We start from the raw sequence: 12,563 nt of genomic DNA, 5'->3' as shown, positions 1-12,563 counted from the left end.
CTCTCTTTCATTAAATTTGGATAGTAACGATACCGGATTCACGTTGTCTGACTGCTCCGGATGTATTCAATTTCACCACAGCCCCTTCGGGCAGGTTGGAGAAAATAACGGGCGATATGATCGAATGAGCCTCTCCTTGACTAATTGCAAATCTACTTGCATGATCGGCTGGCCGGCTTTCACCGCTTCGCCTTCTTGGACCAGCACGTCAAATCCAAGTCCCCTTAGTTTGACTGTATTCACCCCAACATGCAGCAGCACTTCCATGCCACCATCCGACATGACGGCAACTGCATGTTGGGTAGGGGCAATATGAACGATCTTACCCTTTACCGGAGACACAAATAAACCGTGGCTGGGGAAAACCGCGAAGCCGTCCCCCGTCATACGCTGCGCAAAGACTGGATCAGGTACTTGCGATATGTCGATCAATTCGCCGGCAACAGGGCATACGATGTTCTCCGCAACTACGCTGGGGCTATCCAATGAAGTATGCCGTCCTCGGGCAGGTTCCATCTTCTGTTCCACGATCGTTTGATTGATCAGGCTCTGAATCTCGGACTTGAGTTTGCCGGATTGAAAACCGAATACGGCATGAATCTGATCCCCCGTTTCAATCACACCCACAGCCCCAAGCTGTTCTAGCCGAGCATCGTCCACGATGGCTCGATCTCTTACCTTCACCCGTAGACGAGAAAGACAAGCATCCAGAAAGGCAATGTTCGTCTCACCTCCAAGCGCAGCCATAATGTGGCTTGACAGCTGACTAAGACTGCCATGGTTTGTTACCCTATTCATGAATTCCCTGCACCTCCGTCGCTGGTGTTCATGACGTCGATTTGGTCAGACAATCAAAAAAGGCATGAGTACCTAAGGAAATCCAGCTGTCCTAATCTTAATAATTAGATTACCCCTTAAAGGGTAAAAACAACCAATTTTCCTGCGTTACTCATGCCTGATCGAATCAGTTACACGTGTCCATATTCAGTTGTGCCCTCACTTTATTACAGACCGTATTGTAACACCGTTTCAGTTGCCTTGCAACCACACCGCATCGATTATCCAATTGTTCCTTCTGCGCTAATCGCCATGCTCATTGCGCTCAATAATCCGCTCCAGATGGACGGTCAAATAACTAACCTCTGCCGGGTATACCGGCTTCTTCAGCCGCTGCTCCATCATCTTGGTCAGCTTCCACGCAAGCGAATATGTCTCCGGATATTCCCGCTTCAGCAATTCATCCAATGAGCTGGTCTCCGTCACATTCTCACCTCGCCGAATGCGCTCAAGCGCAAATCGGAGATGAGTCAACAGACGGGAGTAGTCCAACGTGTCTTTTGCGATGACCAAATTCAGTTGTGACTCAATCGTATGGATCAGATCCGCGATCAACTCGGAATGTTTACGCACCTCCGACACATGCTGGTTCGTCAGGGCCCCGTGAAAATGAAGCGTGATCAAACCAGCCTCCTCCTCACCGAGATCGATCCCCAGCCGCTCATGGATGGTTTTGACCGCATACTCGGCCATTCTGTATTCCTCCGGATAGAGCTCACGTGTCTCATATAAAAAAGGATTATGAATAAATAATCCCTGACGATGACGCTTCATTGCAAACGCAATATGATCGGTTAGCGCAACGTGAATATGCTCATTGAGGTTCGTACCACTGGCTCTGGCTGCATGCATTACGATATCGTTCATCGCTTCGATCAATCGCTCATCCACATGGGAAACGAGTTGCTTATATTGCTCTTGCTCCTCAGGCTTCGTGAGTATGAACATTTTCTCTGCAGCAGAAGCAGGAATCATATCCCTCGCCTTTCTGTTAAACCCGATGCCCTTCCCGATAACAACAACCTCGCCATGATGAGGATGACTTGCAATAATGACGTTATTATTCAGCACTTTGGCCACTTGTAAGCTGCTCACATTCGCACCTCTTTATTCATCATCACATGTACCCGGATATCTTATCAAAAAATAACGCCCTGGGCAAAAACAATGGCGGTGCAGGAAACATCCCAAGCACCGCCATTGCCTTACTGTGAACCGTCATGATCCCGTATTTGATGCTGTCATTCCCTCTTAATGGAGGTTGTGAACCTAATCTTCTTTCGTTACACTTGTTTCCACTGTAGCCAGCTCCGGCTCTACCACGACCGGTTTATGGGCCGCAGCAGGCTTCTTCGTCAGTCCCTGAATCAATGCCTCCAGATCTACCCCGGATACACTCTTCAGCATCTCCGGCGCGGTAGCCATCAGTTCCGTAACATAATTGCTTACGCGAGCAGCGCCTTCGCCTTTACCGGTATCCACAACCGTAAGCTTATCGATGGAAGACATCGGCTCAGCAATTTTGCCAGCAAGCTCAGGCAGCATTTTGACAATAATATCGAGTACCGCCGCTTCTCCAAATTTGGAGAATGCTTCAGCCAGCTTCTCTTTCGCTTCCGCCTCGGCAAGACCGCGCAGACGTATAACCTCTGCTTCCGCCGTACCTTTCGCACGTTCTGCGTCTGCAACCGCCATACCGTCCAGACGCTTCTGCTCGGCAGAAGCTTTCGCTTGCGTCTCAATCGAGTATTGCAGCGCATCAGCCTCACGCATCTTACGAGCCTTGTCAGCTTCTGCCGCTTGTTCAACCGCATAACGATCGGCTTCCGCTTTCTTCTTCACGTCGGCATCATATTGCTTCTCACGTACCATGATTTCCTTGGCTTGCAGGTCGATCTCACGCTCTTTACGTACGAGTTCTACCTTCATCTGCTCTTCTACCATCGTTTGCTTCGCACGCGCTTCCTGGATATGATAGGCTTGGTCCGCCTCAGCCTTCGCTGTATCCTGCTCCTTCTTAAAGGAAGCAACCTTCAGTTCCTTTTCCTTCTCAGCTTCAGCGATATTCGTATCACGGATAACCTCAGCCTTCTGCCCTTCTTCTTCCGCACGAGCTTTCTGGATACGTGCATCCCGCACAGCCTCCGCTTCAGCGATCTCCGCATCCCGCTTAACCGTTGCGATCCGCGGCTTACCAAGGGCTTCCAGATATCCATGTTTATCGCGAACATCTTTGATCGTGAAAGAAACGATCTGCAAACCCATCTTCTTCAGGTCTCTTGCTGCCACCCCTTGTACTTCCTGAGCGAACTTGTCGCGATTACGATAGACTTCCTCAACGGTCATGGAGCCCAGAATCGCACGAAGATGGCCTTCGAGCACTTCTTGTGCTTCGCCCTTCAGCGCTTCAATCGGCTTACCCATGAATTGCTCAGCTGCAGTCGCTACATCTTCGATTGAGCTGCCTACCTTGATGATAGCAACTCCATCGGCCATAACCGGAACGCCTTGCTCCGTATATACTTCAGGGGTCATAACGTCTAGTTTATGAGATAAGAGCGATACGAATTCTGAGCGCTGAAATACGGGTAATATAAAAGCGCCGCCACCACGAACAATTTTGATTCTTCGACCCGTTTCATCCTCCGATAAGTTCTTGCTCCCGAGGAATGACCCAGTAACGATCATGGCTTCATCTGGACTCACCGTTTTGTAACGAGCCCAGAACGCTAGCCCCAATACGACAATAACAGCTACAACAATGGACGGTACAACTAAATACTCTGGCATGCTAATCAATCATCTCCTTTTCGTTCTTCCAGTTCGGACACTCTCAGGACACCGTCTACCACATCGATGACGACCACACGATCACCGGCAGCTATCTTCTTACGATCAAAGCTGGATGCCGTGTGCAAGGTATTACTCGCCCCGACCTTCACCATAACTTCGCCGAAGCCCTCGGTTGGAAGCGGTACGGTTACGACTCCGATCTTGCCACCAAGCTCTTTCATGGAGAAGCCTGTCGAATTCTCGCTGTTCTCCATCGGCTTCACATAACCGAAGTAGACAATAATCGATATGACGATGGCTGATAAGACGGACAGCGTTACATGAGCGCCTGTAGTCATGTCAGTGTACTTAGTTAGCATAATACCGGTACCGCCAAAGACGGTGATTCCCCCGGCAATGACCACCGGATTGAAGAAGTCCACGGATAAAAAATCAAGTAATCCGTCAAGCGCCGAACTTAAAATATCTCCCAGTATAACCGATACGATAGCGAACAGTACACCACCAATCAGACAGCCCAAGTATATCGCTTCCATGTGAAATGCCCCCTCTGAAAATCCTTACTGTGTATAACAAGTAATACGGCAAAAGATTTACTAAAGTTTCAATTATTTGCCTCAATCGTATGAAAATCTCTCCATATCTTTATTTCTGCTTCAAAATGAAAATACCTGCCGAGCTTCCAACGCCTCGGCAGGCTACCATAGTGATGTTCTGTTTCAACCAAATTATCCTGTTTTAAAGGGACATCTTGTAGATTTCGACCACATCTTCACGCTTAAGTTTGCGGAAGTTGCCGAAGGGTCCGAAGCGCATGGCTTTGTCAGCCATGGCTTCGATCTCACTGTCGTCGATGTTGTAAGCACTGAGAGTGCTAGGAGCACCGATGGAGTTCCAGAAATCTCGCAACGCCTGAATCCCTTCCAACCCCGTTTCCTCATCGCTCTTCCCTGCCGGATCGATCCCGAATACATTCACCGCCAGCGATTTGAAGCGTGCCGGGTCTGCACTTACGTTGTGTTTCATCCAGTTCGGGAACAGAATCGCCAGCCCGCCGCCATGTGGAATGTCATACACCGCCGATACGGCGTGCTCAATATTGTGCGTAGCCCAATCACCGGCCAAGCCCATGCTGATCATTCCATTCAGTGCCATCGTACCGCAGTACATCGTCGTCTCGCGCAGCTCGTAGTTATCCAGCTCTTCAATCAGACGCGGAGCGGTGTCGATCATCGTTCGAAGAATCGTCTCACAGAACCCGTCCTGCACCTGCGTATTGGTGTCTTGATGGAAGTAATGTTCAAGCACATGAGACATGATATCAACGACGCCATACACCGTCTGGTCACGTGGCAGCGAGAATGTATGGACAGGATCCAGAATTGAGAAGGCAGGATAAGCGTGCGGGCTTCCCCAGCCCATCTTTTCCTTCGTTGCCTCGTTCGAGATCACCGAGCCGCCATTCATTTCGGACCCGGTTGCTGCCATCGTCAAGATTGTGCCAAGGGGCAGCCCCGCTTGGGGAACGGCTTTCCGCTCAACGAAATCCCACATATCGCCATCATATTTAGCACCAACAGCGATGGCTTTCGAGCAATCAAGCACACTGCCTCCGCCAACCGCCAAGATGAGATCGATGTTATGTTCTTTGCATAGCGCTACGCCTTTATGAACCGTGGAGAGACGGGGATTAGGCTCAACGCCGCTGAGCTCGGTAACCAGGCTTCCTGCCTCCTGAAGAATGGAAATCACTTGATCATACAACCCACTGCGTTTGATGCTGCCTCCACCATAGACTAGCAATATATTACGGCCATACTGGGACAATTCTTGCTGCAACGCACTCAGCTTGCCTTTGCCGAAGATGAGCCGCGTCGGATTCTGAAATGCAAAAGGTCTCATATTGATCCATGCCTCCTCGAGTGTATATCCGTTTATGAACACATGCTTTATTATTTTATACTATTCCGCCCTGATATCACAAACAGCCTCGCCTTTTCATATCGAAAAGACGAGGCTGTTATCACGGCTTTAAAGACGATCCATTCCTCGTTTAATCCCGCTCGGTTCTGAATCCGATCTGATGGAGGAAGCGCTCAAAGGCCTCTTGGCCAACGAAAGACTGTTTAAATACACCGGCATGCTCCAAGATCGTAGTGAATTTATGGCCTACTTCTTCGCGAATCATATCGACCGCTTCCGATTTACTCTTGGCTTCACTACCGCGGCTTCGCAGTTCTTCAATCCATTCCTTGTGTACTGCAAGGGCATGACCCGGGTCATCACTCGCTGCAAGCAAGGCTTGGTCCCCGGCTAGAATATCGGCGATCTGATCAAGCTCAGCCTTCAGTCTTCCTGGAAGGATCGCAAGACCCATCACCTCAATCAAACCGATATTTTCCTTCTTAATGTGGAACATCTCGCGGTGGGGATGAAAAATTCCTTCAGGGTGCTCTGCATTCGTGCGATTGTTACGCAGCACCAAATCCAGCTCATACCCTCCTGCTTCATCCCGACGTGCGATGGGAGTAACGGTATTATGGCGAACTTGCTCGCCGTCAACCTCGCTATAAGCCTCGATGTCAACGGACGGATCACTGTACGACTTCCAGCTCTCATAAATGCTGCTCGCGCATTCCAGCAGGATCTCCCGGTTCGCGGCGGAGAGGCGAATGACCGACATCGGCCACTTCACGATGCTTGCCGATACGCCTGGATACTGAGCATGCCCGAACTTCTTTATCTTAGGTGCCTTTTGAATCGGGAAGGTGTGGCGTCCGCCTTGAAAATGATCGTGTGTCAGAATCGAGCCGCCGACGATGGGGAGATCGGCATTCGATCCCAGAAAATAATGCGGGTACGCATCCACGAACCCAAGCAGACGATTCAGCGTCTCCCGAGTCAGCTTCATCGGCACGTGATCACGATGGAAGACGATACAGTGCTCGTTATAATAAACATACGGCGAATACTGAAAATACCACGGCTCTCCATTAAGATCTAGTGGTATAATCCGAAGATTCTGCCTGGCCGGATGATTGATTCTACCTGCATAACCTACGTTTTCGCGGCAGAGCTGGCATTTCGGATACACTGGCGGAGGCAGCAGCTTCGCCATCGCGATTTCCTTCGGATTCTTCTCCGGTTTGGACAGATTGATCGTAATCTCGATATCGCCATACGGGCTGGAATGCTGCCAATATTCATTTTTGGCTACGCGATCCATTCGAATATAATTGGAGTCCACGCAGAGCTGGTAGAACTTGGTGGTTGCGACTTCAATCCCGTGTTCCTGCTGGATTCGCACGAACTCCGCTGTCACCTCGGATGGTCTGGCCATCAATCTGCCCATGATTTTGGCATCGAGTAGATCCCTGTACGTATCCGTATTCTCAGTTATAAAACCCTGCGCGGCAGCATAATCGATCAGTACGTCCAGCATCGGCTGGGCTTCGTCAGGAATATCGGTTACGATTTCCTCCAAATAAGGCTCGCTGAACCCGAAATCCTCAAGCAGTAAGTTGCGGCTGTAATCGATATCCGCCTCATGGATCATACCTTTGACATGAGCAAATTTCACGAGCAACTCAATGGCCAAGAGAACCTGCTTCGAATCTGGGGTATCTGATGGTGCGTATATCATCGTCTCAATACCTCCTCGATTCATTTGCCGTATCCGTTCGGATGGCTGCTGTGCCACTTCCAGGCGCTTCCGATAATCTCTTCCAGCGTTACTTTCGACGGCGTCCAACCGAGTACGGAGCGTGCCTTATCGGAGGAAGCAACGAGAATGGCTGGATCACCGGCTCGCCGCGGCTCCGTTACGACCGGAATGTCGACTCCCGTTACCCTGATCGCTGTCTCAATGACTTCCTTAACCGAGAATCCTTGCCCATTTCCGAGATTGAACACGTTGCTGTCCTTACCGCTTCGCAGGTAATCAACGGCCCTTAGATGAGCGTCCGCCAGATCACTGACATGAATATAATCACGGATACAAGTTCCATCTGCTGTCGAATAATCATCACCGAATACCGATATGCTCGGTCGTTGTTTGAGGGCAGTCTGAAGTACGAGCGGAATCAGATGACTCTCCGGACGATGATCCTCACCGATTACGCCACTTGCATGGGAACCCGCCGCATTGAAATAACGCAGGGATACATATTTGATTCCCAGCACAGTATCGAACCAGGACATCATCCGTTCCATGGTTAGCTTCGTTTCGCCATAGACGTTCGTCGGAAGCGTCCGATCCGCTTCTTCAATCGGCACCTTCTCAGGCTCACCGTAGGTAGCCGCGGTTGAAGAGAACACGATCCGCTTCACCCCTGCCTCCTCCATCGCCTCAAGCAGGCAAAGCGTACCATATACATTGTTATCATAGTATTTCACCGGGTTCTTCATACTCTCTCCGACCAAGGAGTTAGCAGCAAAATGAATGACGGCGTCGATATCGTTCTCCGAGAACAACTGCTTGAGCAGCCCCTTGTCACGTAAATCTCCCTCATACAGCTTACCGCCTAATAAGGCTGCGCGGTGCCCTGTCTCCAGGCTGTCAATCACAACTACCTCTTCACCTTGATCCAGCAGTTCTGCCACCGTATGCGAACCGATATAACCTGCGCCGCCCGTTACCAAGATCGCCATGTTATTTCCCTCCCTTAACTTCGTGCACACCGTGTCCTACTCCGCATACATAGAAGTCTGACTTCAGACCGGTCCTTGCTTCATAATTCTCTCCCACTTCGGCGATAAAACGCTCTACTGAATCCTGGTGAACCAAAGAAACCGTACAGCCGCCGAATCCCGCGCCGGTCATTCTGGAGCCGAGCGTGCCGGGAATCCGCTGCGCTTCTTCCACCAATGCGTCAAGTTCATCACCGGTAACCTCGTACAAATAACGTAAGGAATTATGAGATTGAGTCATATATTGACCGAACGCTTCAAGATCCCCAGCTCTCAAGGACTTCACAGAGTCAAGAACGCGCTGGTTCTCTTCCACGACATGCTTAGCACGTCTTCTCACCGTTTCATCCTGAATCGTGTCCTGCAAAGAGGCGAATTGCTCAGGATTCAACTGCGCCAGATACGTCAGCGCCGGAATTTCCTGTTGTAAAATCTCAAGCGCGCGATCGCATTCGCTTCGGCGCTCATTGTATTTCGAATCGACAAGCCCCCGGCGTTTGTTCGTATTCGCGATCACGATTTGATAAGCCCCGGTTTGGAATGGAACCAACTCATACTCCAGCGTGTCGCACATTAACAAAATGGCATGGTCCGCTTTGCCATTCGCGACAGCAAATTGATCCATAATACCAGAGTTGACGCCGATAAACAGGTTCTCCGCCTTCTGTGAGAGCTTCGCAATCTCCACGGTGTCCGTTTCTTTCCCTTCCATGGACAGTAGAGCAAAGGCGGTCACGACTTCAAGCGATGCCGAAGATGATAGACCCGCTCCGTTCGGAATATCTCCCTGATACAGCAGGTCATACCCGCAGCTCAGGCGATATCCGAGTTTGTTCAGCTCTGAGATAACGCCAATCGGATAATCCGTCCACTGATCCGTTCTATTCAGAGCTTCCCCATTAATGCTGATCGTACGAGTATCATCCATGTTGGTGGATGTGAAGGATATTTGGTCATCATCACGTCTGCGAATAATCAGCGTCGTACCGAACTCCAGCGCCGCCGGCAGGACGTAACCCCCATTGTAATCCAGATGCTCACCTATCAGATTGACGCGTCCTGGGGCGTTGAACACGCGAGCTGGATGCTCGCTCTCTCCATACCTGTCCATAAATCGTTCCCATAGCTGCTCTTTCAACACGTTCCTCACTCCATCCTGTACATTTGGTAGATTTGATACTTTCATTATATAAAAAACCTAGGACTGTCGTAATGAAATCTTGTGTGTTACATATGGATTTATGTGACTTTAAATTGTAGAATTATGTAGTACGTATCGTTATAACCAAAGGAGAAACATCCCATATGGAGTCTTACTATTATTCCGTTGCTTCTAACCCGGCGCAGCCTATTCACGGAAGACTGCATGTCTGGTTCGCCGGCGAAAGTCAGACCAAACCTGAACATGCGCTTGGACCCAAAATCTATGACCACTATCTGCTACATGCCGTTGAATCCGGTCACGGGATATTTAGAACCGAATCCGAAGTATACGATCTTAGGCCTGGAGACTGCTTTCTCATTCATCCCGGTGAAATCGTAAGTTATACATCGGATCAACATGATCCATGGCGTTACCGCTGGGTCGCCTTTAACGGAGACCATGTCGGCGAAGAACTTAATCGTATCGGCTTAATTCCAGAGAAACCGGTTGCGCACATCTCGACGGAAAGCCAGGTATCCGGCTGGATCCAGCAGATCATTCAGCTATTTCATTCTAAAGAAGTCAGCGCGCCGATCGCCGCTGCCGGATACCTTCATCTTATATGGGCGGATATTATGAGCCGCAGCGAACAACCATCACATATCACCTTCGCGGAACCGCAAGTTCAACGAATGGTGAAGCAAATGATGAGTTATATGTCTGCTCAATACGCCCATCCGATCTCCATCGAACAAATGTCCATCAGCCTGGGCTATAATCGTGCCTACTTGTCGCGCGTGTTCAAGCAGGAGACGGGCATGACCCCCGTCACCTATCTGCTCAAGCTGCGCATCGATCAGTCCAAGCGGATCTTGCGGGAACGCCCCGATCTGTCGATAGAGCAAGTTGCCGCATCCGTTGGCCTTGCCGATCCTCTGTACTTCTCCCGGCAGTTCAAACGTGAGGTTGGTGAGTCTCCGAGCCGATATCGTATCGCGACTGGCGCCGCTTCGCAGATCAAGGGGAAAGACCACACGTAATGACAGGTCGCCAGATTCAAAAAAATGACGGTGCAGGATCAATATCCTAAACACCGCCATTACTTCACGAGATTTTATTATAGCCAGCCAGCTTTTGCTCGCAGTTCCGACATGCTGGACATCCTATTCTTTCGGTTCGCTTTCTTTCTTAAGAATCGCCTCGATCCGATCCAGCTCTTCCTTGGAGAACTCCAGGTTGTTCAAGGCCGCTACATTGTCTTCCACTTGACTCACCTTGCTGGCACCGATCAGGGCCGAGGTTACCCTGCCTTCCCGAAGGACCCAAGCGAGCGCGAATTGAGCAAGACTCTGTCCACGTGCCTGCGCTATCTGATTCAAGGCCCTGATCTTGCGAAGCACATCGGGCGTGATGTTACTTTCATTCAAGAATACCGAGGCACTTGCTGCCCGAGAATCCACAGGCACACCGTTTAAGTATTTATTCGTCAGCAGTCCCTGTCCAAGCGGCGTAAAGGCAATACTGCCCACGCCGTTCTCCTCCAGCACGTCGAGCAAGCCATTCTCGACCCAGCGGTCCAGCATCGAATAGCTTGGCTGATGAATCAGCAGCGGCGTTCCAAGACTCTTCAAGATCGAGATCGCTTCCTTCGTCTTCTCCGGCGAATAGTTGGAGATGCCGACGTACTGCGCTTTACCGGAGCGCACCAGATGATCCAGAGCCATCATAGTCTCTTCCAGAGGCGTTTCCGGGTCCATGCGGTGATGATAGAAGATATCGACATAATCTACTCCAAGCCGCTTCAAGCTCTGATCCAGACTGGAGACGAGATATTTACGAGAACCCCAATCACCGTAGGGTCCAGGCCACATATAATAACCAGCTTTGGATGAGATCACGATCTCATCGCGATATGCCCGCAGATCACGGGAAAGTATTTTTCCGAACGTCTCTTCGGCTGATCCGGCAGGCGGGCCATAGTTGTTGGCCAGGTCGAAGTGGGTGATGCCCAGATCAAAAGCGCGTGTCACTAGATTGCGTCCGTTCTCATACGTATCGATACCGCCAAAGTTATGCCATAATCCAAGGGAGATTGCCGAAAGTTTAAGTCCCGATCGCCCAACACGGTTATACTTCATTGTTTCATAACGGTCCTCACTGGCCACATAAGTCACTTTATATCCCTGCCTCTCTATTTATAAAAAATGAATGTCCTCTTGTACAGATTCAATCTCATCTTATCGTGTTTGGTTTACCTTTGACAAGAAAACGTTTACCGTTTCCAATATGGTGAACGAAACGAGCAAAAGCCATATTAAATATGGATCAGTCGATCCACCTGGTTCATAACTTCGCCGATCCGATCCGCTATTAACAGCCCCGCCCGATGGTCATACGGCGTTGGGTCCGCGTTAAGAAGAGCAACTTTGCTGCCTTGAAAATACGAGATGAGTCCAGCCGCTGGGTGAACGGTTAGTGAGGTGCCGCCGATAATGAGTAAGTCCGCCGTTGATATTTCCTGAATCGAACGCAGGATGATATTCTGATCCAGTTCTTCCTCATATAGCACGACATCCGGCTTGATCAACCCGCCGCACGAGAGACAACGCGGAACGGTATCTTGAATGGCCTGAATATCGTGTAGTCCATAGAATCGTGAACAATCCATGCAGTAGTTACGGTGCACGGAGCCGTGCAATTCCATGACTTCCGTACAGCCTGCGCTTTGATGCAATCCGTCAATGTTCTGCGTGATTGTCGCCTTCAGCTTTCCGTCCGCTTCAAGCTTGGCTAATAGACGGTGACAGCCGTTTGGCTGGGCATCCGGATGCAGCATCTTGCTGCGATAGAAGTCGTAGAACACTTCCGGATGTTGCTTGAAGAAGGTATAACTCAGCATAACCTCCGGTGGATACGGAGACTGCTGCTCGTTCTGGTATAAACCGGCCGCCGATCGGAAGTCAGGAATCCCGCTTTCCGTCGAGGTACCGGCTCCTCCGAAAAAAACAATGTAATCACTTGCCTCGATCCACGTTGCCAATTGCTCAATCTTCTCTTTATTCCCCATGCTCCCACACCTCCGCACAGCCCATAAATAGTA

The 12,563-nt window shown here is 50.1% G+C and carries 11 protein-coding genes; 1 reads left to right on the top strand and 10 read right to left on the bottom strand.

Features of this window, described 5'->3' with window-relative positions:
- Positions 1 to 72: 72 nt before the first annotated feature.
- The 8 genes from JCM10914_RS00380 to JCM10914_RS00345 form a co-directional block, all read right to left on the bottom strand.
- Positions 73 to 798, bottom strand: coding sequence for a glucose PTS transporter subunit IIA (locus JCM10914_RS00380; protein ID WP_023956063.1), 726 nt, complete (start codon positions 796 to 798; stop codon positions 73 to 75).
- A 282-nt stretch (positions 799 to 1,080) separates the two neighbouring features.
- The gene (gene glcT / locus JCM10914_RS00375) at positions 1,081 to 1,932 is read right to left on the bottom strand and encodes a glucose PTS transporter transcription antiterminator GlcT (RefSeq protein ID WP_036716682.1); all 852 of its coding nucleotides are present in this window, start codon (positions 1,930 to 1,932) and stop codon (positions 1,081 to 1,083) included.
- A gap of 174 nt (positions 1,933 to 2,106) precedes the next feature.
- Complete coding sequence (locus JCM10914_RS00370) at positions 2,107 to 3,627, bottom strand: flotillin family protein (RefSeq protein ID WP_023956059.1); 1,521 nt, start codon at positions 3,625 to 3,627, stop codon at positions 2,107 to 2,109.
- Positions 3,628 to 3,632: 5 nt separating this feature from the next.
- Positions 3,633 to 4,166 carry a hypothetical protein gene (locus JCM10914_RS00365; RefSeq protein ID WP_023956057.1) on the bottom strand — a complete coding sequence of 178 codons (534 nt, stop codon included), beginning with the start codon at positions 4,164 to 4,166 and terminating at the stop codon, positions 3,633 to 3,635.
- A gap of 202 nt (positions 4,167 to 4,368) precedes the next feature.
- Positions 4,369 to 5,532, bottom strand: coding sequence for an iron-containing alcohol dehydrogenase (locus JCM10914_RS00360; protein ID WP_023956055.1), 1,164 nt, complete (start codon positions 5,530 to 5,532; stop codon positions 4,369 to 4,371).
- Positions 5,533 to 5,683: 151 nt separating this feature from the next.
- A complete protein-coding gene (locus JCM10914_RS00355; RefSeq protein WP_023956053.1) occupies positions 5,684 to 7,273 on the bottom strand; it encodes a UDP-glucose--hexose-1-phosphate uridylyltransferase in 1,590 nt (529 codons plus the stop codon).
- 20 nt (positions 7,274 to 7,293) lie between these two features.
- Positions 7,294 to 8,280, bottom strand: a complete 987-nt coding sequence (galE, locus tag JCM10914_RS00350) for a UDP-glucose 4-epimerase GalE (protein WP_023956051.1) — start codon at positions 8,278 to 8,280, stop codon at positions 7,294 to 7,296.
- 1 nt (position 8,281) lies between these two features.
- Entirely contained in the window at positions 8,282 to 9,430 is a 1,149-nt protein-coding gene (locus JCM10914_RS00345) for a galactokinase (RefSeq protein ID WP_036716838.1), read from the bottom strand.
- A gap of 194 nt (positions 9,431 to 9,624) precedes the next feature.
- Between JCM10914_RS00345 and JCM10914_RS00340 the strand changes: the two genes are divergently transcribed.
- Positions 9,625 to 10,503, top strand: coding sequence for an AraC family transcriptional regulator (locus JCM10914_RS00340; RefSeq protein WP_023956047.1), 879 nt, complete (start codon positions 9,625 to 9,627; stop codon positions 10,501 to 10,503).
- 123 nt (positions 10,504 to 10,626) lie between these two features.
- Here JCM10914_RS00340 and mgrA read toward each other — a convergent pair whose 3' ends face one another.
- Both mgrA and JCM10914_RS00330 read right to left on the bottom strand, forming a co-directional pair.
- Positions 10,627 to 11,637 carry an L-glyceraldehyde 3-phosphate reductase gene (gene mgrA / locus JCM10914_RS00335; protein WP_023956045.1) on the bottom strand — a complete coding sequence of 337 codons (1,011 nt, stop codon included), beginning with the start codon at positions 11,635 to 11,637 and terminating at the stop codon, positions 10,627 to 10,629.
- A gap of 140 nt (positions 11,638 to 11,777) precedes the next feature.
- Positions 11,778 to 12,530 (bottom strand): NAD-dependent protein deacylase, encoded by a 753-nt coding sequence (locus tag JCM10914_RS00330; protein WP_023956043.1) that lies wholly within the window; start codon positions 12,528 to 12,530, stop codon positions 11,778 to 11,780.
- Positions 12,531 to 12,563 lie beyond the last annotated feature (33 nt).

The sequence above is a fragment of the Paenibacillus sp. JCM 10914 genome (assembly GCF_001315105.1).
Taxonomy (GTDB): Bacteria; Bacillota; Bacilli; order Paenibacillales; family Paenibacillaceae; genus Paenibacillus_AQ.
The sequence above is the reverse complement of the archived record's forward strand: the minus strand, read 5'-3'. Positions and strand labels throughout refer to the sequence as shown.